This is a genomic window from Pseudomonas entomophila L48, assembly GCF_000026105.1.
GTDB lineage: Bacteria > Pseudomonadota > Gammaproteobacteria > Pseudomonadales > Pseudomonadaceae > Aquipseudomonas > Aquipseudomonas entomophila.
In genome coordinates this window covers 4,299,715-4,323,197 of the sequence record NC_008027.1, presented here as the reverse complement: position 1 = coordinate 4,323,197, position 23,483 = coordinate 4,299,715, and the positions used below count along the sequence as shown (strand labels likewise).

Here is a 23,483-nt window from a genome sequence, read left to right as displayed (position 1 = left end):
CCGGTAAAAGTGTTTATCATAGGCGTCTCTTTGCCTGGCATGCACCAACACCATGACCGAACACGACTATACGCTGGCCTGGGGCCTGTACGCCGTTGCCGCCCTGGGCTGCCTGCTGGTGGCCTTCAAGCTGACCGGCTGGATGTGGCGCTGGCTGCGCGAGCCGCTGCGGGTGCTGGTCGCCGTCCTGCTGTTCACCCCCACTATTGTCGACCCGGTCAAGGACAGCTTCGCCCCGGCCATCGCAATCGGCGCGCTCGATGTAGCGTTCAAGGTGGGCAGCAACGAGCTGCGCGCCGCCGCCGACCTGGCCATGTACGGCATGATCGCCTTTGCCCTGTACATTGTTTTCGTACTGATCCGCTGGCCGTTGGAAAAACGCGCTCGTGAGCGTCGTGCCGCCCAGGAAGCTGCCGCCCAGCGTCAGGCGAAGGAAGACGACGAAGTGATGGTCGAGGCCCCGGTGGCCGCCGATCGCCGCGACCGTTACCGCGACGACCCGGCCCCCGCGCCCGCACGTCGCCCCGGCCCCGGCCAGGGCCGCGTCGAACCCCGTCTGTAAGCCAGGAGCCGCGAACATGTGCGAACTGCTGGGCATGAGCGCCAACGTCCCCACCGATATCGTCTTCAGCTTCACCGGCCTGATGCAGCGCGGCGGGCGCACCGGCCCGCACCGCGATGGCTGGGGCATCGGCTTCTACGAAGGGCGCGGCCTGCGCCTGTTCCAGGACCCGGCCGCGAGCAGCGAGTCGGAGGTGGCGAACCTGGTGCAGCGCTACCCGATCAAGAGCGAAGTGGTCATCGGCCATATCCGCCAGGCCAACGTCGGCAAGGTCTGCCTGTCCAACACCCACCCGTTCGTGCGCGAACTGTGGGGGCGCAACTGGTGCTTCGCGCACAACGGCCAGCTGGGCGAGTTCAGCGGCCAGCGTACGTTCTACTGGCCAGTGGGCGACACCGATAGTGAAGCGGCGTTCTGCGACTTGCTCAACCGCGTGCGCGCCACCTTCCCCGAACCGGTCGAGGTCGAACAGTTGCTGCCGGTGCTGGTCGAGGCCTGTGCTGAATACCGTGGCAAGGGCGTGTTCAACTGCCTGCTCAGCGATGGCGACTGGCTGTTCTGCTTCTGCTCCACCAAGCTGGTGCACATCACCCGCCGTGCGCCGTTCGGCGCCGCCCGGTTGAAGGATGTCGACCTGATCGTTGATTTCCACACCGAGACCACCCCCAACGACGTGGTCACGGTGATCGCCACCGAGGCCCTGACTGAAAACGAGACCTGGCACCGCTATGAGCCGGGCCAATGGGCCCTGTGGCGCCACGGTGAGTGCGTCGCCCACGGGCAGAGCTAAGGACGCCCCGCATGTTCAGAAGCTACCTGCGCTTGCTGTTGTTCACCTTTGGGCTGCTGGCCGGGATCCAGGTCCCGGGGTTGGTCAAGGATTACAGCCAGCGCGTCGAGGCACACCTGTTCGAATCGCGCCAGGCGCTCGACGGTTTCCGTCAGACTGCCCAGCGGTTCTTCAATGGCGACTTGCAGGCATTGGTGCGGCACTACCGCAGCAGTGACGATCCGGTGTTCAACAGCGATGCCAACAGCATCGAGAGCCTGCTGATTCGCAACCAACTGCTCGAGCACGAGTGGCAGGCGTTGCAGGGATCTTGGGTGAGCCGCACCTGGCATGTACTGGTGCAACCGGAGCCTGCGTTGCGTGAGGAGACGCTCAAGGGCTACAGCTACCAGATCCTGCTGGTGCCCGAGGCGATCGGTTGGGGCATCGGCGCCGGGTTCGTGCTGGCGTTCGTGGTCGAGAGCCTGTTGCTGTTGGTGGGCTGGGTAATTCTCGGCGGGCGGCGCAAGGCAGTGAAAGAGAGTTGGCGTTAGGGGCCGATTCGCCAGCAAGGCTGGCTCCTACAAGGGCCGCGCCCAACCTGTAGGAGCCGGCTTTGCCGGCGAATGGGCCTTTCAGACCAGCACGATCCGCTGCCCACCTACATCCCGCGCATAGCGCTCCAGCACCTGGCGACAGACCGTTACCACTTCGTCCACCAATGCCACCCCAGTCTGCCAGGCCACCACCAGCTCCAGGCTCGGCGGCGGTTGCAAGCCTTCCAGCAACACCAGTTCGCCCCGGCTCAACTCGCCATCCACCAACGCCGGTGGCAGGGCGCCGATACCAAAGCCGTCGCGCAGCAGCCGGGTGATGGCCGCCACCGAGTTCACGCAGTTCAATCGCGGCGCCTCTGCCCCGGCGCCTTGCAGCAGGCTGAGCACCTCCTGGTGCGGTCGCGAGTTCTTCGAAAATGTGACGATCCTTTCGCGGGCCAACTCCGCCAGCGACGGATAAGTGCGATGGTGCGGCGAGCCGGCTGCCACGATCCAGCCCATCGGGTAGCGCGCCAGGTCCAGGCTGCGGATGGACTGCTCGCGCAACAGGTCAGTCTGCAGGATCACGTCGAGAAAGCCCTTTTGCAGCTGCTCACGCAGGTTCAGCGCGGTGTCGGCCACCAGTTCGATCTCCACCTGCGGGTAGCGCTCGGTGAGCTCCGCCACCAGGGCGCTCATCCAGGTGTGGATTACCGTGTCCATCACCCCCAGGCGAATACGCCCGGTCTTGGCTCGGTCGCTGTCCAGCGACTGCTTCATCGCCTTGGCCGTCTCCAGCATGCGCTCGGCGTATTCCAGCACTTTGCCGCCCTCGGGCGTCAGGCTGACCCCACGCGAATCACGCAGCAGCAGTTTCACGCCCAGGTCGGCCTCCAGCGCGGCAATGCGGCTGGACACCGAGGCCTGGGTGGTGAACAGCTTCTCGGCAGTGAGGCGAAAGCTCTTGAGCCGGGCGACCCAGACGAAGGTTTCGAGGAAACGTAGGTTCATGATCAGTTTTTCTTGTTCCAGACCGGCTGTTTTTCTCGTTGGACGCGAGTGGCGCGCCCTTCGAACATGATACTCAGGCCGCGACGCCCGACGTCGCCCATAAAACAATACCAACAAGCCGAGGCATCCATGAACCCGACCGGCGTGCAGCAGCAGGCCCCCGCCCGTTCTTCGAGCGGCCCCTTCGCCTGGTACCGCGACATCGACTCCCAGCAACGACGCACTTTCTGGAGCTGCAAGATCGGCTACGGCCTGGACGGCATGGACACCCAGATGCTCAGCTTCGTCATCCCTACGCTGATCATGCTCTGGGGCATCACCACCGCCGAGGCCGGGCTGATCCACACCAGCACATTGATCGCCTCGGCCCTGGGCGGCTGGGTCGCCGGCATTCTCTCCGACCGCATCGGCCGGGTGCGCACCTTGCAGCTGACGGTGCTGTGGTTCGCCTTCTTCACCTTCCTCTGCGGTTTTGCCCAGAGCTACGAACAATTGCTGATCGCCCGCACCCTGATGGGCTTCGGTTTCGGTGGCGAGTGGACCGCCGGCGCGGTGCTGATCGGCGAGGTGATCCGCGCCCAGGACCGTGGCAAGGCGGTGGGCATGGTGCAATCGGGTTGGGCCATTGGTTGGGGGCTGACGGCGATCCTCTATGCGCTGCTGTTCTCCTGGCTGCCGGCCGAGCAGGCCTGGCGCGCGCTGTTCCTGCTGGGGTTGTTGCCGGCGATCTTCGTGATCTTTGTCCGCCGCCTGGTCAAGGACCCGGAGGTGTATCGCGAAGCCAAGGCCGCCGAAACCGCCGAGGCGCCTTCGCACTTCTACGAGATCTTCGCCCCAGGCATGCTCTGGATCACCGTGCGCGCCTCGTTGCTGACCACCGGTGCGCTGGGTGGCTACTACGCCATCACCTCGTGGCTGCCGACCTTCCTCAAGAACGAGCGTGGCCTGAGCGTGCTGGGCACGGGGGGCTACCTGGCCATGGTGATCGTCGGTTCCTACATCGGCTATGTGGTCAGTGCCTACCTCAGCGACCTGCTGGGGCGGCGCAAGAATTTCATCCTGTTCGCCGTGGGCTCGTTCGTCATCGTGCTGCTGTACACGCAGGTGCCGGTCAGCGATGGCGTGATGCTGTGGCTCGGATTCCCGCTGGGCTTTTTCGCCTCGGGCATCTTCAGCGGCATGGGGTCGTTCCTCACCGAGCTGTTCCCCACCCGCATCCGGGGCTCGGGGCAAGGCTTCTGCTACAACATCGGCAAAGTCATCGCGGCGCTGTTCCCATTGATGATCGGCCTGATGGGCGAAAAAGTGCCGTTGGGCCTGGGCATTGGCGCGTTCGCCGCAGTCTCCTACGGCGTGGTGATCCTGGCGGCGCTGAGCCTGCCGGAAACCCGCGGCAAAGAACTCCAGGCGCGTTAAGGTAGGCCACATGAACATCGACACGGGAGTCCGCCAGGTGAAACGCCTGCTACTCAATTGCGACATGGGTGAAAGCTTCGGCAGTTGGCGCATGGGCCTGGATGCCGAGGTGATGCCCTACATCGACTGCGCCAACATCGCCTGTGGCTACCATGCCGGCGATCCCGGCACCATGCGCCGCACCGTGGCGCTGGCGCTGGCGCACGGCGTGACCATCGGCGCCCACCCGGCCTACCCGGACCTGGTCGGCTTCGGGCGCCGCTCCATGGCCTGCAGCAACGACGAAATCCGTGACTTGCTGCACTACCAGATCGGCGCGCTGGACGGCATCTGCAAGGTACTCGGGGGGCGGGTGGCCTACGTCAAGCCCCATGGGGCGCTGTACAACGACATGATGGCCGACCCGCAAAAGCTGCGCACGGTGCTCGAGGCCGTGGCGGCCTACGACTCCGGCCTGCCGCTGATGCTGATGGCCACCGCCGATGACCGTGCGGCCCAGGCACTGGGCGACGAGATCGGCGTGCCGCTGTGGTTCGAGGCGTTCGCCGACCGTGCCTATACCGCCAGCGGGCACCTGGTGTCACGACGCCTGCCCGGCGCGGTGCATCACGACCCGGCATTGGTGGTTGAGCAGGCCGTGCGTCTGGCCCGTGGCGAAACGCTGGTGGCCGACGATGGCAGTGCCGTGCGTTTGCAGGCGCGTACGCTGTGTGTCCACGGTGACAACGACAGCTCCGTGGCTGCGGTGCGCCAGATCCGCCAGGCGTTCGATGCTTTGGAGCAGCCATGAAGGCACGTCTGGAAGTGGTCGCCATCGACAGCCTGATGGTGCGGCTGTTCGACCGCATCGACGAAGCCAACATGCCGTGGATTCTTGCCGCCAGCCAGCGTCTGCGGGCGGCGTTCGGTGAACGCTTGATCGACCTGGTGCCGTCCTATACCACATTGATGGTGCAGTTCGAGCTGGCGCCGAGTGAGGCGCGCCAACTGATCCTGCAAGCGCTGGAAGGCTTGCAGCCGGATGCCGGCGATGCCGGGCGTCGGCACGAGATTCCGGTGTGGTACCACGCCAGTGTCGGCCCGGAGCTACCGGTATTGGCAGCCCGCGAAGGCCTGAGCGAAACCGAGGTGATCCGCCTGCACAGTAGGCGTGACTACCCCGTGTTCGCCCTGGGGTTCGCACCGGGTTTCGGTTTCATGGGCCTGGTCGACGAGCGCCTCGCCACGCCGCGGCTAAGCACCCCACGCAAGCGCGTGGCGGCGGGCAGCGTCGGTATTGCCGAGCGCCAGACCGCCGCCTACCCGGCCGTGTCGCCGGGGGGCTGGAATCTGATTGGCCGCACCCCGGTGCGTCTGTTCGACAGGAAAGGGAACAGCCTGCTGCAGCCCGGCGACCGGGTGCGTTTCGTGGCGGTCGAGCATAGGGAATTCATCAACCTGGGCGGTGACGACAGCCCGCTGGAGGCCCAGGCATGAGCCAGTTGAGGATCGAGGCCAGCACCGCGCTGTGCCTGTTGCAGGATGCCGGGCGTTTTGGTGTGCGGCATCTGGGTGTGACCCAAGGCGGCGCGCTGGACTGGGTGGCGATGCGTTGGGCCAACTGGCTGCTGGGCAACGCCCTGGACAATGCAGTGGTCGAGGTTGCCTTGGGTGGTTTCAGGATAGTGGCCGAGCAGGATTGCATGCTGGCGTTGGCTGGTGCCGACCTGGACGCCCGCATCGATGACCAGCCGCTGGCGCCGTGGCGCAGTTTCCGCCTGAGCAAGGGCCAATGCCTGAGCCTGCGCCAGCCACGGCACGGCGTGCGCGCCTACCTGGCGGCGCCGGGCGGGTTCCAGGGCGAGGCAGTGCTGGGCAGTTGTGCAACGGTGGTGCGCGAAGCACTGGGTGGTCTCGATGGGCAGGGCAGGGCATTGGCCAAGGAACAGGTGCTGGCCTTCGGCGCAGCTTTGCCAGTGCTACGGGAAGTGCCTGAAGCGCTGCGCCCGGTGTATGCCGACAAGCCACTGCTGGACTTGGTGATGGGCGCGCAGATCGGCGATTTCAGCGGCACCAGCCTGTTCGAGGCGTTCAACAGTGACTGGACGCTGGACAGCCGGGGCGACCGCATGGGCATTCGCCTGCTCGGGCCACAGCTGGTGTACCAGGGCGCGCCGATGATTTCCGAGGGGATCCCGCTGGGGGCGGTGCAGGTGCCGCCTGACGGGCAGCCGATCGTGCTGCTCAATGACCGGCAGACCATTGGCGGTTATCCACGGCTGGGGGCGTTGACGCCGTTGGCATTGGCGCGGCTGGCGCAGTGCATGCCGGGGGCGGCGGTGCGGTTCAGGGCGGTGGTGCAGGATGAGGCGTGGCGGGAGCAGCAGGGCTATCTGCAACGTTGGCGGTGAGGCTGCCGGCCGCTTCGCCGGCAAGCCTGCTCCTACAGGATTGGCGGCGAACCTGTAGGAGCCGGCTTGCCGGCGAAGAGGCCGGTACTGGCACTATCACTTGGACAGGTAACGCATCCCGTCTTCCAACCCCTGCAAGGTCAGCGGAAACATCCTGTCCTCGATCAGGTCCCGCACCAGGTGGGTCGAGGCGGTGTAGTCCCAGGCCTGCTTCGGATAAGGGTTGATCCAGATGATCTTCCTGAACTTCTCCATGAAGCGCTGCATCCACACGTACCCGGCTTCTTCGTTCCAGTGCTCGACGCTGCCACCCGGCTGGGTGATCTCGTAGGGCGCCATGGCCGCGTCGCCGACGAACACCACCTTGTAGTCGTCGCCGTACTTGTGCAGCAGGTCGAAGGTGGCGAAGCGCTCGGAGGTACGGCGCATGTTGTTCTTCCACACCGACTCGTAGATGAAGTTATGGAAGTAGTAGTACTCCAGGTGCTTGAACTCGGTCTTGCAGGCCGAAAACAGCTCCTCGCACACCTTGACGTGGGCATCCATCGAGCCGCCGATGTCGAACAGCAACAGCAGCTTCACCGTGTTGCGCCGCTCGGGGCGCATCTGGATGTTCAGCAGCCCGGCGTCACGGGCGGTGTGGTCGATGGTGCCGTCGATGTCGAGTTCTTCGGCGGCGCCTTCGCGGGCGAACTTGCGCAGGCGGCGCAGCGCCAGCTTGATGTTGCGCGTGCCCAGCTCGACCTGGTCGTCGAGGTTCTTGTATTCGCGCTGGTCCCACACCTTCACGGCCTTGCCCTGGCGCTTGCCGGCCTCGCCGACGCGGATGCCCTCGGGGTTGAAGCCCCCCGAGCCGAACGGGCTGGTGCCACCGGTGCCGATCCACTTGTTACCGCCGGCATGGCGTTCCTTCTGCTCCTCGAGGCGCTTCTTGAATTCTTCGATCAGCTTGTCCAGGCCACCGAGGGACTGGATCTGCGCACGCTCCTCATCGGTCAGCGAGCGTTCGAACTCCTTGCGCAGCCACTCATCGGGGATCAAGGCCTCGATATGCCGGTCGAGGTTCTCCAGGCCCTTGAAGTAGGCGGCGAATGCCCGGTCGAACTTGTCGAAATGGCGCTCGTCCTTCACCAGGATGGCCCGGGCGAGGTAATAGAACGCGTCCATGTCGGCGAACACCACGCCCTTCTGCAAGGCATGGTGCAGGTCGAGCAGCTCGCGTACCGATACTGGCACCTTGGCCGCGCGCATTTCATTGAACAGGTTGAGCAGCATGGCCCGGCTCCTGTCAGCGGTTGCCGCGCCGGCTCATGAAGGCCAGGCGCTCGAGCAGCTGCACGTCCTGCTCGTTCTTGACCAGGGCCCCGGCCAGCGGCGGGATGGCCTTGGTCGGGTCGCGTTCGCGCAGCACCGCTTCGCCGATGTTGTCGGCCATCAGCAGCTTGAGCCAGTCGACCAGCTCGGAGGTGGACGGTTTTTTCTTCAGGCCCGGGACCTTGCGCACGTCGAAGAACACGTCCAGCGCCTCGCTGACCAGCGACTGGCTGATGTTCGGGTAGTGCACGTCGACGATCTGCTGCAGCGTGGCGCGGTCGGGGAAGGCGATGTAGTGGAAGAAGCAGCGGCGCAGGAAGGCGTCGGGCAGCTCTTTCTCGTTGTTGGAGGTGATGATGATGATCGGGCGCTGCTTGGCCTTGATCGTCTCGTCGATCTCGTAGACGTAGAACTCCATCTTGTCGAGTTCCTGCAACAGGTCGTTGGGGAACTCGATGTCGGCCTTGTCGATCTCGTCGATCAGCAGGATCACCCGCTCGTCGGCCTCGAAGGCCTCCCACAGCTTGCCCTTCTTCAGGTAGTTGCGCACGTCGTGGACCTTGTCCACGCCCAGCTGCGAGTCGCGCAGGCGGCTGACCGCGTCGTACTCGTACAGGCCTTGGTGGGCCTTGGTGGTCGACTTGATGTGCCAGGTGATCAGGCGGGCGCCGAAGGAGGCGGCCAGTTGCTCGGCAAGCATGGTCTTGCCGGTGCCGGGCTCGCCCTTGACCAGCAGTGGGCGCTCCAGGGTGATGGCCGCGTTGACCGCCAGCTTCAGGTCGTCTGTGGCGACGTAGTCGCGGGTGCCTTCGAACTTCATGAACCGATCCTCTGCGGGGGGCCGCGCGGGCCCTTTCGCCGGCAAGCCGGCTCCTACGGGAACTGGCTTGTCGGCGGAAGGGGCGGGGCGGGCAACACATGTTGGTGATTTGTCAGCGACTATAACCCCGCACTTGGCGGCTGCAAACGCAGACCGGGTATTCAGTCCCTGAATGGTCCGTCACCCCGCGCCCTGGAACGGGCTTTACGCCCTGGCAAGGCAGGCTTACCCTTGAAGGTCAATCCGCCCGTCCATGCATTCAAGGGACCCCTGCCATGAGCCGTATCTACGCCGACAATGCCCATTCCATCGGCAACACGCCGCTGGTGCAGATCAACCGCATCGCCCCGCGCGGGGTGACCATCCTGGCCAAGATCGAGGGGCGCAACTCGGGGTATTCGGTGAAGTGCCGGATCGGCGCCAGCATGATCTGGGACGCCGAGAGCAGCGGCAAGCTCAAGCCGGGCATGACCATCGTCGAACCCACCTCGGGCAACACCGGCATCGGCCTGGCCTTCGTCGCCGCCGCCCGTGGCTACCGGCTGGTGCTGACCATGCCCGACTCGATGAGCCTGGAGCGACGCAAGGTACTGAAAGCGCTGGGCGCCGAGCTGGTGCTGACGGACAAGGCCAAGGGCATGAAAGGCGCCATCGAGAAGGCCAACGAGATCGTCGCCTCGGACCCTGCCCAGCACTTCCTGCCAGGCCAGTTCGACAACCCGGCCAACCCCGCCATCCACGAGAAGACCACCGGCCCGGAAATCTGGAACGACACCGATGGTGCGGTCGATGTGCTGGTGGCCGGTGTCGGCACTGGCGGTACCATCACTGGTGTGTCGCGCTACATCAAGCACACCCAGGGCAAATCGATCCTGTCGGTGGCGGTGGAGCCGGTGAACTCGCCGCTGATCAGCCAGACCCTGGCCGGCGAGGAGCTCAAGCCCAGCCCGCACAAGATCCAGGGCATCGGCGCCGGCTTCGTGCCGAAGAACCTCGACCTGTCGATCGTCGACCAGGTCGAGACGGTCACCGAGGAAGAGTCCAAGGCCATGGCCATCCGCCTGATGCAGGAGGAGGGCATCCTCTGCGGCATCTCCTGCGGCGCGGCCATGGCGGCGGCCGTGCGCCTGGCCGAGAAGCCCGAGATGCAGGGCAAGACCATCGTGGTGATCCTGCCGGACTCGGGCGAGCGCTACCTGTCGAGCATGCTGTTCAGCGACATGTTCACCGAGCAGGAAAACCAGCAGTAACCTTGAGGGGCTGCGTTGCAGCCCATCGCGACACAAGGCCGCTCCCACAACAGATCGTGCACTCCTGTGGGAGCGGCCTCGTGTCGCGAAAGGGACGCGCAGCGTCCCCAGGATTTCCACTTCACCGATGATCCGGCGCAATACCGGATCCAGACCTTTATTGCACAATCCTTAACACTGCGATCCTGCCCCGGTTGTTTTTACCCGGGCAGGATGGGTTTATGATGTCCGGCTATCCGGGGATGGCCAGATTTCCCCTCCAAGGAGTGTTGCATGACCTTTTCCTTCGTCGCCAAGGCAGGTGTCCTGCTGGTGTTCTTCGGCAGTGTGCTGTTCGTGCACCTGCGCGGCAAGGCGCGCCTGCCGGTGCTGCGCCAGTTCGTCAACCATTCGGCGCTGTTCGCCCCCTACAACAGCCTGATGTACCTGTTCTCCGGCGTGCCCTCCAAACCGTACCTGGACCGCCAGCGCTTCCCGGAGCTGGACGTGCTCAAGGACAACTGGGAGGTGATCCGCGAGGAGGCCATGCGCCTGTTCGACGAGGGTTACATCCGCGCCGCGGAAAAAGACAACGACGCCGGTTTCGGCTCCTTCTTCAAGAAGGGCTGGAAGCGTTTCTACCTGAAGTGGTACGACAAGCCGCTGCCGTCGGCCGAGGCGCTCTGCCCGAAGACCGTCGAACTGGTCAGCGGCATCCCGAATGTCAAAGGCGCGATGTTCGCGCTGTTGCCCGGTGGCAGCCACCTGAACCCGCACCGCGACCCGTTCGCCGGCTCCCTGCGCTATCACCTGGGCCTGTCCACCCCCAACTCGGACAACTGCCGCATCTACGTCGACGGCCAGCCATACGCCTGGCGTGACGGCGAGGACGTGATGTTCGACGAAACGTTCGTGCACTGGGTCAAGAACGAGACCGAAGTCACCCGCGTGATCCTGTTCTGCGACGTCGAGCGCCCGCTCAACAGCCCGCTGATGACCCGCATCAACCGCAAGGTCAGCGCCTTCCTCGGCCGCGCCACCGCGCCGCAGAACACCGATGACGAACGCGTCGGCGGGATCAACCAGGCCTACGCCTGGAGCAAGCGCTTCAGCAATGTCATCAGCACCCGCGTCAAGCAGTTCAAGCGCGCCAACCCCAAGGCCTACCGCGTGCTGCGGCCGGTGCTGGCGGTCGTCGTCGCCTACGCGCTGTACCGCTGGTTGTTCTGACATTTCGCCGGCAAGCCGGCTCCTACAGAAATGCGCTACCCCTGTAGGAGCCGGCTTGCCGGCGAACAAGGCCGACAAGGCGTATTGCCCAAGCCTCGATTCACCGCTATATTCCGAACGACTCACTTCCCAGAAGACCTGTTCATGCCAGCCATCCCTTCCACCACCGCTTACGTTCTCGCGCCTGTCGCGGGCGTGGTCGTGCGTGGCAGCCAGCAGCCGGCCATGATCAGTCACTACCCACCACCTGTCAGTGGCGTCGTAGGCGGCGTAGCTCCGCCCACTCGCGCAGTCGTGGTGCTGGGCTGACCGGCCGCTGGCCGTCTCCCCACCGCACGCGCACCCTACTGAACACGGTCGGCCATCCCCTCGTTATGCGATAGGCCCTCCGTACGGCTCATTTGCCCGTATACAGGTGGCAATACATGTCTGTCTTATCCAAAGCATCCGTGGCCTCGGCGGCCACCACCAGCCTGTTCGTCCTGCTGTGGAGCAGCGGGGCGATCGTCTCCAAACTTGGCCTGGCCCAGGCCAGCCCGTTCGCCTTCCTGCTGTTGCGCTCGGCGCTGGCACTGTGCGGCCTGCTGCTGATCAGCCCGATGCTCGGGCTGCGCTGGCCGCGCGGTCGCGGCGCGATCCTGCGTGCCTTGGGCACCGGGGGCGTGCTGCTCGGCGCCTACCAGATCTTCTACCTGCTGGCGTTGAACACCCATGTCACCCCGGGTGTCATGGCCACGGTCATGGGCGTGCAGCCGATCCTCACCGTGGTCCTGATGGAGCGCCAGCGTTCCTTCAGCCGCTTGTTCGGGCTAGGGCTTGGCTTGGCCGGGTTGGTGATGGTGGTCTACCAGGGCATCAACCTGGGCGGGGTGTCGCTCGCCGGCATGCTGTTCGCCCTGCTGGCGCTGGCCAGCATGACCCTGGGCTCGATCCTGCAGAAGCGCATCACCGACAACCCCATGGGGACCTTGCCTCTGCAGTATCTGGCTGGGTTTGCCCTGTGCGCGGTGTTCGCGCCGTTCCAGGCGTTGCATGTCGAATGGAACATGAGCTTCATCGGCGCTTTGTTGTGGATGGGGCTGGTGGTATCGCTGCTGGCGACCTTGCTGCTGTACCGGCTGATCGCCAAGGGCAACCTGGTCAACGTCACCAGCTTGTTCTACCTGGTGCCGGCGGTGACCGCGGTGATGGACTTCATCATCTTCGGTAATCGCCTGGCGCCGTTGAGCCTGCTGGGGATGGGGCTGATCGTGGTCGGGCTGCTGTTCGTGTTCCGCAAGCCGGCGCTACGCGCAGCCGAGGCGTAAACCTGTAGGAGCCAGCCTTGCTGGCGAATGCGGCCGCCTTCGCCAGCAAGGCTGGCTCCTACAAGGACGAATCATGCTCTGGCAGGTTTGAGTACCAGCCAGAGCGCCGCACCAATCAACACCCCGCCATACAGATGCGCCATCGACAGCGGCTCATCCAGCAGCCACGCCCCCCACAGCACCCCGAACACCGGAATCAGGAAGGTCACGGTACTGGCCTTGACCGGCCCGATCTCGGCCAGCAGGCGGAAGTACAGGATGTAGGCGAACGCGGTGCACAGCAGCCCCAGGCCCAACAACGACAGCCACACCTCCCAACCGCCCCAGCTGGCCGGTGGCTGGGTCAGTGCGCTCCAGGCGAACAGCGGGCTGAGCAGCAACGTGGCCCCCAGCATGCTGCCCAGCGCCGACAGCCGGCTGTCCAGCCCGGCGACCCAACGCCGGGCGAGGAAGCCCGCGAAGCCATAGCAGGTGGTCGCCGCAAGGCATGCCAGGGCGCCCTGCACCAGGGCCATGTCCAGCGCCACCGGGCCGGCGCCGCTGAGGATCCCGACGCCGAACAGGCCGAGGAAGATCCCGCACAGCTTGGGCAGGGTCATCGCCTCGCGGAAGAACAAGGCCCCGATCAGCACGCCCATCAACGGCGTGGTGGCGTTGAAGATCGCCGAGTAACCGGCCGGCAGCACCTGTGCGGCCACCGAATAGAAGGTTGCCGGGATCCCGGAGTTGATCATCCCCAGCACCAGGCAGGCTCCCAGCTTGCCCTGGAAGTCCCAGCGCACCCGTGCCGCGGCCAGAATCGCCACCAGGCCCAGGCAGGCGATGGACACGCGGAAGAACGCCGTCGGCACCGTGCCGAGCTCAGGGGCGATGATGCGCATGAACAGGAAGCTTGCCCCCCAGACGGCGGCGAGGGTCAGCAGGCGGGCTAGGGCGGTAGGGCTCACGGTATTCTCCGGCGGTAGGGCAGGGGCGCGAGTGTACGTCAGGGGATGGGCGGGATTCTTGTGCTTTCTTGCTGTGTAAACGGGGAGGCTGTTCGCCGGCAAGCCGGCTCCTACTGGATTGTGGGGGCTGGCTTGCCGGTGAATGGAATGGGCTAAGCTCAGCGCTGCACCCAGCACCGGAGGCCCCGTATGTCCCAACCCTGGCCCGCCGCCGAGATCGCCCGCGTGATCCTCGACGGTTTCGACGACTACCGCGAGCATTTCCGCCGCATCACCCTCGGTGCCCGCGAGCGCTTCGAGCAGGCACGCTGGCAGGACATCCAGCGCGCGGCAGCGGCGCGGATCAACCTGTATGAAGAGAAGGTCGCCGAGGTCAACGGCTGGCTGCGCAAAGGGTTCGAAGGGCAAGTGCTGCTGGATGTCGAGCAGTGGCCGCTGGTCAAGAACGCCTATATCCGCCTGATCGACCCGCGCCTGGACGATGAATTGTCGGAGACCTGGTACAACTCGCTGTTCTGCAGCCTGTTCAGCCATGACCAGATCAGCGACGGCTGCATGTTCATCCACACCACCCGGCCCTCGATGCGCGTCCATGAGCGTGCGGCGCAAACGCGCACCTATGCGCTGACGGACAGGCTCAAGGGGCTGTTGCGGGCAATCTTCGCCGACTATGCGTTCGACGTGCCCTATGGCGACCTGGAGGCCGACCTGTCACGCCTGGAGGAGCAACTGCGCGAGTGCCTGCCCGACTGGGTCTGCAAGGACCCGCAGCTGAAGATCGAACTGTTCACCCCGGTGCTCTACCGCAACAAAGGCGCCTACCTGGTCGGCCGTCTGTACACCCCCGACGAGCAGTGGCCGTTGGTGATCCCGCTGCTGCACCGCGAAGGGCACGGGATCGAGGCGGACGCGCTGATCACCGACGAAGCCGAAGTGTCGATCATCTTCTCCTTCACCCGCTCGTACTTCATGGTCGACGTGCCGGTGCCGGGTGAGTTCGTCAATTTCCTCAAGCGCATCCTGCCGGGCAAGCACATCGCCGAGCTGTACACCTCGATCGGTTTCTACAAGCACGGCAAGTCGGAGTTCTACCGCGCCCTGATCAACCACCTGGCCAACAGCGACGACCGTTTCGTGATGGCCCCGGGGGTGCGTGGCATGGTCATGAGCGTGTTCACCCTGCCGGGCTTCAACACCGTGTTCAAGATCATCAAGGACCGCTTCTCGCCGTCGAAGACCGTCGACCGCGCCACGGTGATCGAGAAGTACCGCCTGGTAAAAAGCGTCGACCGTGTCGGGCGCATGGCCGATACCCAGGAGTTCGCCGATTTTCGCTTCCCGCAGGGCAAGTTCGACCCCGAATGCCTGGCCGAACTGCTGGAGGTGGCGCCCTCCACCGTGAGCCTGGAAGGCGACACGGTGCTGATCCGCCACTGCTGGACCGAACGGCGCATGACCCCGCTCAACCTGTACCTGGAGCATGCCAGCGAGGGTCAGGTGCTGGAGGCGCTGGAGGACTATGGGTTGGCGATCAAGCAACTGGCGGCGGCGAATATCTTCCCGGGTGACATGCTGCTGAAGAACTTCGGTGTCACCCGCCATGGCCGGGTGGTGTTCTACGACTACGACGAGATCAGCTTTCTTACGGAGGTCAACTTCCGGCATATCCCGCCGCCGCGCTACCCCGAGGACGAGATGTCCGGGGAGCCGTGGTATTCGATCGGGCCGCACGATGTATTTCCCGAGGAGTTCCCGCCGTTCCTGTTCGCCGATATCGGCCAGCGGCGGTTGTTCAGCCGGTTGCATGGGGAGTTGTATGACGCTGATTACTGGAAGGGGCTGCAGGAGGCCATTCGTGCCGGGAAAGTGATCGATGTGTTTCCTTACCGGCGTAAGTCGCGTTGATAGCGGTTCGCCGGCGTGGATCCCCTGTAGGAGCGGCTTCAGCCGCGATGCAGACAACGCGGTGCCTGGCACCCGCTTCGCGGGTGATCGCGGCTAAAGCCGCTCCTACAGAGGCCTTACTCAACGCTTCAGGCACTTCATTTCACTGAAATCCGCCCGTACCTTGCCCAACTGCTGCTGCAGGTACTGACGCTGCGCCGGGCTGCTCTGTTTCATCAGGTCCACCAGCAGGCTGCGCGCCTCCTGCTCGCTGGTCTGGAACGCCTGGCGGTACTCCGGCGTCCACAGGCTCTCCTTGCGCTGCAGCAACTGCGCCAGGCGCGGCTCGAAACTGGCGTCGCCACGCTGGTTCAGCGCCAGCACCAGCTGTTGCTGCCAGTGGGCGCGGTTGGCGATCCACTGGCGGTTCTGGTCGCCCAGGGCCTGGGACCAGCGCATCACCCGCTGATGCTGCTCGGTGCTGAGCTCGCCCAGCCAGGGCTCCAGGCGCTTCTGCATGCGCGTGGCGCGCTGCTCGATCTGCTTGACCAGCGGCGTATCGGCGTAGGCTTTCTGACGCTTGGCGATGTCGGCACGAAACGCCCGGCGCATCTCGGCCACCTGCTCGTCGTTCATGCCGCGCAGCAGTTCGGTGGCCGAGGGGGTGATGGCCACGGCGACCCGGCCGATGGCCTGGCGCGCCTCCCGGGCACGCTGTTGCAAGGCGCCATCGGTCACCGCGTCGTTGGCGACCATCGAGCGCACCTGGTCGAGCCAGTCGAGGTAGCCGGGCAACTGCGTGCGGCAGTGCCAGGCCAGTTGCTCCTTGAGCCGTTCGTCGAGCAAACGCTTCTGCTCGCGGTTCATGTCCAGGTAGTCGCCCAGCGACCAGGGTACCAGGTGGTCGAGGTTGCGGTAGGCCACGTCGATGCGGTTGCAGGCCGCCAGGGCGATGGCGACAGCAACGGCGATGAGCAGGCGCTTGAGCATGGGCGGATCCCTGCTGGGCTGGGATGCAAGGGGGGCGCGGCAGTTCTGAGCGAATGGACGCTCGGGCGGCCGGGCGGGTCAGGTGTTAGAATAGCCGCCTTGTCTTGAGGATCTTCGGAAATGGCTCTGCTTGGGCGTTACAACAGTTTGCAAATCGTGAAACACGTGGAATTCGGCCTGTACCTGGACGGCGGCGCCGACGGCGAAATCCTGCTGCCACGGCGTTACTTCCCCAAGGACGCCGAACTGGAGCTCGACGACTGGCTCAACGTGTTCATCTACCTCGACAGCGAAGACCAGCTGATCGCCACCACCGAAAAGCCGAAAATGCAGGTGGGCGAGTTCGCCAGCCTCAAGGTCAAGGACATCAACGGCGCCGGCATCTTCCTCGACTGGGGCCTCTCGAAGGACCTGCTGATGCCGTACTCGGAAGAGTCCAGGCCGCTGAAGATCGGCGACTACTGCGTGGTCCACGCCTACCTCGACAAGCGCACCCGGCGCATCACCGCCACCGCCAAGCTGGACCGCTACCTGGACCGCACCCCGGTGGACTACAAGGCCGGCCAGCCGGTCGAGCTGCTGGTGGCCGGCGAGACACCGATGGGCTTCAAGGCGATCATCAACAACCGCCACTGGGGCCTGATCCACAAGAACGAGGTGTTCAAGTTCCTGCGCTCGGGCATGCACGAGAAGGGCTTCATCAAGGAAGTGCGCCATGACGGCAAGATCGCCCTGAGCCTGCAGCCGGTCGGCGAGGCGCTGGCCGACACCCTGCAGGAGCAGATCATGCAACGCCTGGAGGCGGCCGGCGGTGTGCTGCCGGTGTGCGACAAGAGCGACCCGGCGGTGATCAGCCAGATGTTCAATGTCAGCAAGGGCAACTTCAAGAAGGCGATCGGCGCGCTGTTCAAGCAGGGCCGGATCGTCATCCATGACGATCGCATCGAACGGGCCTGATCAGGCCTGCACGAAGGTCCGGAAGTCCAGCTGCTCGCCACCCGGTCGGGTGTCGCGCAGCAGCGAATCGCGGTCGGCGCTCAGGGCCAGGCTGATGGTGGAGCGGCGCTTGCCGGGGTGGCGCACCTCCATCTGCTCCTGATGCGCGCGCAGGAAGTTGACCGGCACCTTCAGGTGCTGCAATTCGTCGGTTTCCGGGGTGTGCAGCAGCAGGTTGACCCAGTCGGGCTGGCCTTTGCGCAGCAGTGCCACCGGCACTTCGAACCACCACAGGTTGCGCTTCTTGTCGAGGATGGCGAACAGGGTGTTGTCGCGGTCGAGCACCGGCCGGGTCAGCGCCGCGTTGCGGCAGGCGATGGCGGTGGGTTTGTCGAGTTTCATGCAGGTTCCTGCGGGTTGACGCTAGAAAGGCCTGCCATTGTGCTGGGTGGCGCGGGGCGCGGCAAGCGCCGAACCTGTAGGAGCCGGCTTTGCCGGCGAAAGCGCCGGTATAGTCAACACACCAACATGCCCCTGTTTGCCATTCGGCAGGCCCTGTTCAAACAATTTGAAACTCTGGCGCAAGCCTGCGGGTCGATCGGTTGTCGACACGATTTCCCGTGTCTTTCCCGCAAGGAGTTTTCCCATGAGCGGTACCAAAGACAAAGCGAAAGGGCTGGCCAACGAGGCCGTGGGCAACATCAAGCAGGGCGTCGGCAAGGTCACCGGCAACGACCGCCTGCGCGCCGAAGGCAAGGCCCAGGAAATCAAGGGCGAAGCGCAGCAGGCGGTGGGCAAGGTCAAGGACGCGGTGAAGAAGCCTTGATAAACCGGTGATCCACGCGATCTGTAGGAGCCAGCTTGCTGGCGAACGGGCATGAAGGTGCTGTTCGCCAGCAAGCTGGCTCCTACGGTTTCGTCATTCCTATGTAGCCGTTTTCTTGCATTTGGCGTTGAGTAGTCACAGCGGCGGCGTGGTCTATTAGACTTGTCCGTATTGCCACGACGATCAAAGCGGCGAAAGGAGACGCTATGATTTTCCCCGACCTGCGCGGCTTGCCCCTGCACCGCGTGCTGGTGCGCACCGTCAAGGAATTCCTCGATGACGAGATGTCCACCTATGCGTCTGCGCTGGCCTACCAGATGCTGTTCTCGCTGTTCCCCTTCCTGCTGTTCCTGATCGCCCTGATCGGTTTCCTGCACCTGCCGGACTTCTTCTCCTGGCTGCGCCTGCAATCCGAACTGGTGCTGCCACCCCAGGCCCTGGAGCAGGTCAATCCGGTGATCGACCAATTACAGCAATCGAAAGGCGGCCTCCTGTCGGTGGGTATCGTGATCGCCTTGTGGACCGCTTCGGCCGGCGTGCGCCTGATGATGAGCGCGATGAACGCCGCCTACGACGTGCCGGAAGGGCGGCCGGTGTGGAAGCGCTTCCCCTTGTCGATCATCTACACCGTTGGCATCGCCGGCATGCTGCTGGCGGCGGCCGCGTTGATGGTGCTGGGGCCGCAGGTCATGGAGTGGATCGCTTCGCAGGTGGGGCTGGAAGAGGCGGTGGTGGTGGTGTGGACCATCCTGCGCTGGCCGGCGATCATCATCCTGATGATGGTGGCGGTGGCCTTGATCTACTACGTCATGCCCGATGTGAAGCAGAAATTCCGCTTCATCACCCCCGGCTCGGTGCTGGCGGTGGTGGTGTGGATCGTCGCTTCCCTGGGCTTTGCCTACTACGTGAAGACGTTCGCCGACTACAACGCCATGTACGGCAGCATCGGTGCGATCATCGTGCTGTTGCTGTACTTCTACATTTCTGCCGCCGTGCTGCTGCTGGGGGCGGAGATGAACGCGGTGATCGAACACCTGTCGGCCGAAGGCAAGAACCCCGGCGAGAAGGACTTCGCGGGCGACCAGCACCGGGATACCATCACCGTGCTTGGCCATGAGCACCCTGTCGAACACGCCCCCCAGACCCGCGAGCCGAATACCTGATGATCCGTGACATTCTGAAGATGGGCGATGAACGCCTGCTGCGCATCGCCCCGCCGGTCCCCGAGCACATGCTGGGCAGCGCAGAGTTGCGCCAGCTGATCGACGACATGTTCGAAACCATGGCCCACGTCGGTGGCGTGGGCCTGGCCGCGCCGCAGATCGGCATCGACCTGCAACTGGTGATCTTCGGCTTCGAGCGCAGCGAACGCTACCCGGATGCCGAAGCCGTGCCGCGGACCATCCTGCTCAACCCAGTGATCACGCCGATGTCCACCGAGGTCGAGGACGGCTGGGAAGGTTGCCTCTCGGTGCCGGGGCTGCGTGGCGTGGTGCCGCGCTACAAGCACATCAGCTATACCGGTGTCGACCCCGACGGCAACCCGATCGACCGCTTTGCCGATGGCTTCCATGCGCGGGTGGTGCAGCATGAGTGCGATCACCTGATCGGCCGTTTGTACCCCTCGCGTATTCAGGACTTCAGCAAGTTCGGCTACACCGAGGTGCTGTTCCCCGGTCTGGATGTGGCCGAGGACTGACCCCGCGTCATCGCCAACAGTGGCTTGCTGCGCTGGTAGCGGGCCAGGCGCGAGGCCAGGGCTTCGGGCAGGTCGCTGGTGGGCGTGAAGCCCAGGCGCTGGTAGAACCCCTCCAGGTCCGGATGGCAGAACAGCCAGGTTGGGCCCGGGCGCGCCGTCAAGGCCGCCTCGACCAGGCGTGACGCGACCTGCCGCCCACGCCACTGTGGCGCGACGAACAGGCCGGTAAGCCAGTGTCCGTCAGCCTCGGCCTGCAGGCTCATCCCTCCAACGATTTCATCGGCACGTGCCACCCACAGCTCTCCCTCGCCGTTGGCGCGCATGCGCGAGCCGTGCTGTCGATAGAAGTGCTCCAGCAGGCGGCGTTGCAACTGTGGAAGAGGGATGCAGGTCAGCGCGGTCAAAAGTGTTCTCACCGTAGGAGCCGGCTTGCCGGCGAATGCGCCAGAACAGGCACCTACCCATTCGGCCCCTGAACGTCAGGCCGAGCTTTGTCGCAGATTGTTGCAAATCCGGCAAGGGTGAATATCCGACCTAAGGGTTCAACTATTCCGAACGGGGAGTAGACTTTCCCTCATCCCCCCGGCAGTACGATAAAGCGGGATCGGTACTTCGTGTCATCCCTGCAGTCGATGACAACTTCTCCGCGCCATTGACGGCATCAGAAGTCACGCGATCAGCTTGATAGCCATCAAGGTCGATATCCATGAAAGCCTTACTGATTCTTGCATTGGTCGGTATGTCCCCGTTCGCCTTCGCGGACCAGGCCAAGACCGCAGACACCCAACCCGCGGTCGAGCAGTACGACTATTCCACCAACCTCGACATCAAGCGTGTGATCAGCTTGTCGACCATCCCCAACGTGTGTGAAGTGGTGCCTGCCACCATGACCTACGAGGACCATCAGGGGCAGGTGCATACCCTCCAGTACCGCGCCCTGGGCGAGGGTTGCCGGTTGAATTGAGCCGTACAAAAAAGGTTCTTGGGAGCGAGTTAACCTCGAGCCTTGTGCAATCCCTGTGGGAGCGGCCTTGTGTCGCGAAAGGGCTGCGTAGCAGCCCCAGATTCCAGTGTTGGCTTAAAGGTCGCCGGGGCCGCTTTGCGGCCCTTTCGCGACACAAGGCCGCTCCCACAGACTCAGGCGTTAATCCCGAACTCCCTGCAAGGCAGTTGCTCCCACGAGCTCCAGCCCCTGCTTCAACTGCGCCCGGCTGTGCGCCGCCGACAGGCTGACCCGCACCGCCCGTACGCTGTCCGTGCCCACCGCGAACACGCTGGCCGGCACGATCTCCACCCCCTGCGCCCGACACCGGGCAACTACTGCCTCGGCGTCTCCTGGCGTGGCCAGCCAGGCATGAGGCGACGGCACGCCGGCGATCGGCAGCGCATCCCCCAGTAGCGCCCGCGCCAGGCGCCAGCGTTCGCCAAGTTCCTCCCGCTGCCAGGCCAGGCGCCGGGCGGCGGTGCCGTCGGCGATCCACTGGCAGGCGATGCGCAGGTTCAAGGGTGATACCGACCAGTGGGTAGCCTGGGCGTAAGGGTCGATCTGCTCCAGTAACGCGGGCCGGGCCGCGATCCAGCCCAGGCGCAGGCCGGCAGCCACGGTCTTGGACAAGCTGCTGATCAGCACGCCACGGCCTTCGAGCAACGGGTAGAGCGGTGGCCGATCAGTCAGTGCGCCATACACATCATCCTCGATCACCAGCAACTCATGACGCTTGGCGACCTCCGCCAGCGCCCGACGCCGGGCTTCGTCCATGCAGGCCCCGGTGGGATTGTGCAGGGTCGGGGTGGTCACCAGAATCCTTGCACCGCTTGCCCGGGCGACACGGTCCAGTTCATCCGGGCGCAGGCCCTGGTCATCCAGGGCCACGCCATGCACCGGCAGGCGCAGCTGGCGGCAGGCGGCCTTGATGCCCGGTGCGGTCAGCGCCTCGACCATCACCGGCTCACCCGCCTGGCACAACGACTGCAACACGAGGGTCAACGCCTGCTGGGCACCGCCGCAGAGCAGCACCTCCTCCGGTGCCAGGTCCAGCCCGCGATTGGCCAGCCAGCGGGCGCCTTGGATTCGCCCCAGCATGAGTTGGTCGGGCCCCAGGTAATGGTCGAGCAGGGCGGTTTCACCCTGTTCGAGCAAGACGCGCAGGCTGTGCTCCAGGTCGCGATTGTGCGGATCGGCCACAGGCACGTTGGTCGACAGGTCGATCAGCGGGTGCTGGTGATCAGGCTGCTTGAGGCGGAACAGCGTCGCCTCCTTGCTCCCCGCCAGCACATAGGTGCCGCGGCCCACTTCACCGGAGACCAGGTGCCGCGCCGCCGCTTCGCGGTAGGCCTGCTGCGTGGTGCTGGGGTTCAGCCCCAAGGCCCAGGCCAGGCGCCGTTGCGGTGGCAGGCGCTGGCCGACCGTGAGCTCGCCGCGCTCGATGGCGCTGGCGATGGCGTCGACCAACGCGAGATAGCGGGGCTGGCTGTTGTCCGGCAGTGTTGGCGTCCACACGAAATTGCTACCCATGCAATATATCCTTGGACCCATACAATGCCCGGCGCTTAGCATCGGTTCAACCCCAACCGATGAAGGATGCCCGCCATGTTCGACCTGCCTGCCCTGCGCGAAGCCGCCACATTCGTCCACCAGCACGTTCCGCCAACCCCGCAGCATGCCTGGCCGCTGCTGGCCGAGCGGCTGGGCTGCCAGGTGTGGGTCAAGCACGAGAACCATGCGCCCACCGGTGCCTTCAAGGTGCGCGGTGGCCTGGTCTACGTGCGCGCGCTGTTGGCCAGCGGCCAGGTGCCGCGCGGGCTGGTTACCGCAACCCGGGGCAACCACGGCCAGAGCATGGCCCTGGCGGCGCGCCAGGCCGGCCTGCCGCTGGTGATCGTGGTGCCGCAAGGCAACTCCCGCGAGAAGAACGCCGCCATGCGCGCACTGGGCGCCGAACTGGTGGAGCACGGCGTCGACTTTGATGTGGCTCGGGAGGAAGCGGCGAGGATCGCCGAGGCCCGTGGCTATGCGATGGTGCCGTCGTTCCACCCGGAACTGGTGCGCGGCGTGGCCACCTATGCCCTGGAGCTGTTCGAGGCAGTGAGCGGACTGGATTGCGTGTACGTACCGATCGGCATGGGCTCGGGTATCTGCGGGCTGATCCAGGCGCGCAACCTGCTGGGGCTGGACACCGAGATCGTCGGCGTGGTCTCCAGCGCTGCGGACGCCTATGCCCAGAGCTTCGAGCTGGGGCGCATCGTCACCACCGCCACCGCCGATACCTTCGCCGACGGTATGGCCTGCCGCGTGCCCCATCCGGAGGCCTTCGCCCTGGTCCGCGAAAATGCCGCGCGCATCGTGCGGGTGGATGACCGTGAGATCGCGGCCGCCATGCGCCTTTACCATGAAGCCACTCACAACACGGCCGAAGGCGCCGGCGCCGCAGCCTTGGCGGCGTTGCTGCAGGAGCGCGAGCGCCAGGCCGGCAAGCGTGTCGCGGTGGTGCTCAGTGGGGCGAATGTGGACCGGGGGCGGTATGCGCAGGTGTTGGCGGGGGATGAAAAATCCTGAATGAATGTTGGGGCAAAAGTGCTTTCCCGGTTTGGTAGCATTTTTGCCCGTTCGCAATGTG

26 protein-coding genes are annotated in these 23,483 nt (G+C 64.9%); 18 read left to right on the top strand and 8 right to left on the bottom strand.

Features of this window, described 5'->3' with window-relative positions:
• Positions 1 to 52 precede the first annotated feature (52 nt).
• From PSEEN_RS18550 to PSEEN_RS18540, 3 genes are read left to right on the top strand one after another with little or no spacing between them, the layout of a single operon-like run.
• The gene (locus PSEEN_RS18550) at positions 53 to 562 is read left to right on the top strand and encodes a hypothetical protein (RefSeq protein ID WP_011535094.1); all 510 of its coding nucleotides are present in this window, start codon (positions 53 to 55) and stop codon (positions 560 to 562) included.
• A gap of 16 nt (positions 563 to 578) precedes the next feature.
• A complete protein-coding gene (locus PSEEN_RS18545) occupies positions 579 to 1,352 on the top strand; it encodes a class II glutamine amidotransferase (protein ID WP_011535093.1) in 774 nt (257 codons plus the stop codon).
• Positions 1,353 to 1,363: 11 nt separating this feature from the next.
• On the top strand, positions 1,364 to 1,885 hold the full coding sequence (locus PSEEN_RS18540; RefSeq protein ID WP_011535092.1) for a DUF2937 family protein: 522 nt from the start codon (positions 1,364 to 1,366) through the stop codon (positions 1,883 to 1,885).
• Positions 1,886 to 1,966: 81 nt separating this feature from the next.
• On the opposite strand, the gene PSEEN_RS18535 is transcribed toward PSEEN_RS18540, so the two are convergent.
• Positions 1,967 to 2,878 carry a LysR family transcriptional regulator gene (locus PSEEN_RS18535; protein ID WP_011535091.1) on the bottom strand — a complete coding sequence of 304 codons (912 nt, stop codon included), beginning with the start codon at positions 2,876 to 2,878 and terminating at the stop codon, positions 1,967 to 1,969.
• Positions 2,879 to 3,007: 129 nt separating this feature from the next.
• Here PSEEN_RS18535 and PSEEN_RS18530 point away from each other — a divergent pair, with 129 nt between their 5' ends.
• From PSEEN_RS18530 to PSEEN_RS18515, 4 genes are read left to right on the top strand one after another with little or no spacing between them, the layout of a single operon-like run.
• The gene (locus PSEEN_RS18530) at positions 3,008 to 4,294 is read left to right on the top strand and encodes an MFS transporter (RefSeq protein WP_011535090.1); all 1,287 of its coding nucleotides are present in this window, start codon (positions 3,008 to 3,010) and stop codon (positions 4,292 to 4,294) included.
• Positions 4,295 to 4,304: 10 nt separating this feature from the next.
• Positions 4,305 to 5,084: a 5-oxoprolinase subunit PxpA gene (locus PSEEN_RS18525; RefSeq protein WP_044488343.1), complete on the top strand. Its 780-nt coding sequence runs from the start codon at positions 4,305 to 4,307 to the stop codon at positions 5,082 to 5,084.
• Positions 5,081 to 5,770: a 5-oxoprolinase subunit PxpB gene (gene pxpB / locus PSEEN_RS18520; RefSeq protein WP_011535088.1), complete on the top strand. Its 690-nt coding sequence runs from the start codon at positions 5,081 to 5,083 to the stop codon at positions 5,768 to 5,770. Before PSEEN_RS18525 ends, pxpB begins: the two co-directional genes overlap by 4 nt.
• Positions 5,767 to 6,684: a 5-oxoprolinase subunit C family protein gene (locus PSEEN_RS18515; RefSeq protein WP_011535087.1), complete on the top strand. Its 918-nt coding sequence runs from the start codon at positions 5,767 to 5,769 to the stop codon at positions 6,682 to 6,684. Before pxpB ends, PSEEN_RS18515 begins: the two co-directional genes overlap by 4 nt.
• A 96-nt stretch (positions 6,685 to 6,780) precedes the next feature.
• On the opposite strand, the gene PSEEN_RS18510 is transcribed toward PSEEN_RS18515, so the two are convergent.
• Positions 6,781 to 7,959: a vWA domain-containing protein gene (locus tag PSEEN_RS18510; RefSeq protein ID WP_011535086.1), complete on the bottom strand. Its 1,179-nt coding sequence runs from the start codon at positions 7,957 to 7,959 to the stop codon at positions 6,781 to 6,783.
• A 13-nt stretch (positions 7,960 to 7,972) separates the two neighbouring features.
• Positions 7,973 to 8,818, bottom strand: a complete 846-nt coding sequence (locus tag PSEEN_RS18505) for an AAA family ATPase (RefSeq protein ID WP_011535085.1) — start codon at positions 8,816 to 8,818, stop codon at positions 7,973 to 7,975.
• A 275-nt stretch (positions 8,819 to 9,093) separates the two neighbouring features.
• Here PSEEN_RS18505 and cysK point away from each other — a divergent pair, with 275 nt between their 5' ends.
• From cysK to PSEEN_RS18490, 4 genes are all read left to right on the top strand, one after another.
• On the top strand, positions 9,094 to 10,068 hold the full coding sequence (cysK, locus tag PSEEN_RS18500) for a cysteine synthase A (RefSeq protein ID WP_011535084.1): 975 nt from the start codon (positions 9,094 to 9,096) through the stop codon (positions 10,066 to 10,068).
• Positions 10,069 to 10,341: 273 nt separating this feature from the next.
• A complete protein-coding gene (locus PSEEN_RS18495; protein WP_011535083.1) occupies positions 10,342 to 11,277 on the top strand; it encodes an aspartyl/asparaginyl beta-hydroxylase domain-containing protein in 936 nt (311 codons plus the stop codon).
• A gap of 144 nt (positions 11,278 to 11,421) precedes the next feature.
• Positions 11,422 to 11,586, top strand: coding sequence for a hypothetical protein (locus PSEEN_RS27040; protein ID WP_167535663.1), 165 nt, complete (start codon positions 11,422 to 11,424; stop codon positions 11,584 to 11,586).
• Positions 11,587 to 11,702: 116 nt separating this feature from the next.
• A complete protein-coding gene (locus PSEEN_RS18490) occupies positions 11,703 to 12,584 on the top strand; it encodes a DMT family transporter (protein WP_011535082.1) in 882 nt (293 codons plus the stop codon).
• 71 nt (positions 12,585 to 12,655) lie between these two features.
• On the opposite strand, the gene PSEEN_RS18485 is transcribed toward PSEEN_RS18490, so the two are convergent.
• The gene (locus tag PSEEN_RS18485; protein WP_011535081.1) at positions 12,656 to 13,531 is read right to left on the bottom strand and encodes a DMT family transporter; all 876 of its coding nucleotides are present in this window, start codon (positions 13,529 to 13,531) and stop codon (positions 12,656 to 12,658) included.
• A gap of 189 nt (positions 13,532 to 13,720) precedes the next feature.
• On the opposite strand from PSEEN_RS18485, the gene aceK reads away from it, so the two are divergent.
• Positions 13,721 to 15,436, top strand: coding sequence for a bifunctional isocitrate dehydrogenase kinase/phosphatase (gene aceK, locus PSEEN_RS18480; RefSeq protein ID WP_011535080.1), 1,716 nt, complete (start codon positions 13,721 to 13,723; stop codon positions 15,434 to 15,436).
• A 120-nt stretch (positions 15,437 to 15,556) separates the two neighbouring features.
• Here aceK and PSEEN_RS18475 read toward each other — a convergent pair whose 3' ends face one another.
• The gene (locus PSEEN_RS18475; protein ID WP_011535079.1) at positions 15,557 to 16,405 is read right to left on the bottom strand and encodes a DUF6279 family lipoprotein; all 849 of its coding nucleotides are present in this window, start codon (positions 16,403 to 16,405) and stop codon (positions 15,557 to 15,559) included.
• Between the two features lie 120 nt (positions 16,406 to 16,525).
• Here PSEEN_RS18475 and PSEEN_RS18470 point away from each other — a divergent pair, with 120 nt between their 5' ends.
• Positions 16,526 to 17,362, top strand: coding sequence for a CvfB family protein (locus PSEEN_RS18470; protein ID WP_011535078.1), 837 nt, complete (start codon positions 16,526 to 16,528; stop codon positions 17,360 to 17,362).
• On the opposite strand, the gene PSEEN_RS18465 is transcribed toward PSEEN_RS18470, so the two are convergent.
• Positions 17,363 to 17,743, bottom strand: coding sequence for a hypothetical protein (locus PSEEN_RS18465; protein WP_011535077.1), 381 nt, complete (start codon positions 17,741 to 17,743; stop codon positions 17,363 to 17,365).
• Between the two features lie 244 nt (positions 17,744 to 17,987).
• Here PSEEN_RS18465 and PSEEN_RS18460 point away from each other — a divergent pair, with 244 nt between their 5' ends.
• From PSEEN_RS18460 to def, 3 genes are all read left to right on the top strand, one after another.
• Entirely contained in the window at positions 17,988 to 18,167 is a 180-nt protein-coding gene (locus PSEEN_RS18460; protein WP_011535076.1) for a CsbD family protein, read from the top strand.
• 206 nt (positions 18,168 to 18,373) lie between these two features.
• Positions 18,374 to 19,330, top strand: a complete 957-nt coding sequence (locus tag PSEEN_RS18455) for a YihY/virulence factor BrkB family protein (protein ID WP_011535075.1) — start codon at positions 18,374 to 18,376, stop codon at positions 19,328 to 19,330.
• Positions 19,330 to 19,866, top strand: coding sequence for a peptide deformylase (gene def / locus PSEEN_RS18450; RefSeq protein WP_011535074.1), 537 nt, complete (start codon positions 19,330 to 19,332; stop codon positions 19,864 to 19,866). Before PSEEN_RS18455 ends, def begins: the two co-directional genes overlap by 1 nt.
• Here def and PSEEN_RS18445 read toward each other — a convergent pair.
• Entirely contained in the window at positions 19,821 to 20,225 is a 405-nt protein-coding gene (locus PSEEN_RS18445; RefSeq protein WP_044488867.1) for a GNAT family N-acetyltransferase, read from the bottom strand. The genes def and PSEEN_RS18445 overlap by 46 nt on opposite strands.
• Before the next feature lie 347 nt (positions 20,226 to 20,572).
• Here PSEEN_RS18445 and PSEEN_RS18440 point away from each other — a divergent pair, with 347 nt between their 5' ends.
• The gene (locus PSEEN_RS18440; RefSeq protein ID WP_011535072.1) at positions 20,573 to 20,830 is read left to right on the top strand and encodes a DUF2790 domain-containing protein; all 258 of its coding nucleotides are present in this window, start codon (positions 20,573 to 20,575) and stop codon (positions 20,828 to 20,830) included.
• Between the two features lie 180 nt (positions 20,831 to 21,010).
• On the opposite strand, the gene PSEEN_RS18435 is transcribed toward PSEEN_RS18440, so the two are convergent.
• Positions 21,011 to 22,381: an aminotransferase-like domain-containing protein gene (locus PSEEN_RS18435; RefSeq protein ID WP_086009449.1), complete on the bottom strand. Its 1,371-nt coding sequence runs from the start codon at positions 22,379 to 22,381 to the stop codon at positions 21,011 to 21,013.
• A gap of 75 nt (positions 22,382 to 22,456) precedes the next feature.
• On the opposite strand from PSEEN_RS18435, the gene PSEEN_RS18430 reads away from it, so the two are divergent.
• Positions 22,457 to 23,422 carry a threonine dehydratase gene (locus PSEEN_RS18430; protein WP_011535070.1) on the top strand — a complete coding sequence of 322 codons (966 nt, stop codon included), beginning with the start codon at positions 22,457 to 22,459 and terminating at the stop codon, positions 23,420 to 23,422.
• The last annotated feature ends 61 nt before the right edge of the window (positions 23,423 to 23,483 follow it).

Bases quoted from the DNA above. Each gene is read 5' to 3' on its own strand.
- cysK (WP_011535084.1), top strand. From the start codon at position 9,094: ATGAGCCGTATCTACGCCGACAATGCCCATTCCATCGGCAACACGCCG.
- pxpB (WP_011535088.1), top strand. From the start codon at position 5,081: ATGAAGGCACGTCTGGAAGTGGTCGCCATCGACAGCCTGATGGTGCGG.
- def (WP_011535074.1), top strand. From the start codon at position 19,330: ATGATCCGTGACATTCTGAAGATGGGCGATGAACGCCTGCTGCGCATC.
- aceK (WP_011535080.1), top strand. From the start codon at position 13,721: ATGTCCCAACCCTGGCCCGCCGCCGAGATCGCCCGCGTGATCCTCGAC.
- PSEEN_RS18465 (WP_011535077.1), bottom strand. From the start codon at position 17,743: ATGAAACTCGACAAACCCACCGCCATCGCCTGCCGCAACGCGGCGCTG.
- PSEEN_RS18430 (WP_011535070.1), top strand. From the start codon at position 22,457: ATGTTCGACCTGCCTGCCCTGCGCGAAGCCGCCACATTCGTCCACCAG.
- PSEEN_RS18460 (WP_011535076.1), top strand. From the start codon at position 17,988: ATGAGCGGTACCAAAGACAAAGCGAAAGGGCTGGCCAACGAGGCCGTG.
- PSEEN_RS18545 (WP_011535093.1), top strand. From the start codon at position 579: ATGTGCGAACTGCTGGGCATGAGCGCCAACGTCCCCACCGATATCGTC.
- PSEEN_RS18505 (WP_011535085.1), bottom strand. From the start codon at position 8,818: ATGAAGTTCGAAGGCACCCGCGACTACGTCGCCACAGACGACCTGAAG.
- PSEEN_RS18440 (WP_011535072.1), top strand. From the start codon at position 20,573: ATGAAAGCCTTACTGATTCTTGCATTGGTCGGTATGTCCCCGTTCGCC.
- PSEEN_RS18515 (WP_011535087.1), top strand. From the start codon at position 5,767: ATGAGCCAGTTGAGGATCGAGGCCAGCACCGCGCTGTGCCTGTTGCAG.
- PSEEN_RS18510 (WP_011535086.1), bottom strand. From the start codon at position 7,959: ATGCTGCTCAACCTGTTCAATGAAATGCGCGCGGCCAAGGTGCCAGTA.
- PSEEN_RS18550 (WP_011535094.1), top strand. From the start codon at position 53: ATGACCGAACACGACTATACGCTGGCCTGGGGCCTGTACGCCGTTGCC.
- PSEEN_RS18530 (WP_011535090.1), top strand. From the start codon at position 3,008: ATGAACCCGACCGGCGTGCAGCAGCAGGCCCCCGCCCGTTCTTCGAGC.
- PSEEN_RS18470 (WP_011535078.1), top strand. From the start codon at position 16,526: ATGGCTCTGCTTGGGCGTTACAACAGTTTGCAAATCGTGAAACACGTG.
- PSEEN_RS18540 (WP_011535092.1), top strand. From the start codon at position 1,364: ATGTTCAGAAGCTACCTGCGCTTGCTGTTGTTCACCTTTGGGCTGCTG.
- PSEEN_RS27040 (WP_167535663.1), top strand. From the start codon at position 11,422: ATGCCAGCCATCCCTTCCACCACCGCTTACGTTCTCGCGCCTGTCGCG.
- PSEEN_RS18535 (WP_011535091.1), bottom strand. From the start codon at position 2,878: ATGAACCTACGTTTCCTCGAAACCTTCGTCTGGGTCGCCCGGCTCAAG.
- PSEEN_RS18525 (WP_044488343.1), top strand. From the start codon at position 4,305: ATGAACATCGACACGGGAGTCCGCCAGGTGAAACGCCTGCTACTCAAT.
- PSEEN_RS18495 (WP_011535083.1), top strand. From the start codon at position 10,342: ATGACCTTTTCCTTCGTCGCCAAGGCAGGTGTCCTGCTGGTGTTCTTC.
- PSEEN_RS18435 (WP_086009449.1), bottom strand. From the start codon at position 22,381: ATGGGTAGCAATTTCGTGTGGACGCCAACACTGCCGGACAACAGCCAG.
- PSEEN_RS18475 (WP_011535079.1), bottom strand. From the start codon at position 16,405: ATGCTCAAGCGCCTGCTCATCGCCGTTGCTGTCGCCATCGCCCTGGCG.
- PSEEN_RS18455 (WP_011535075.1), top strand. From the start codon at position 18,374: ATGATTTTCCCCGACCTGCGCGGCTTGCCCCTGCACCGCGTGCTGGTG.
- PSEEN_RS18490 (WP_011535082.1), top strand. From the start codon at position 11,703: ATGTCTGTCTTATCCAAAGCATCCGTGGCCTCGGCGGCCACCACCAGC.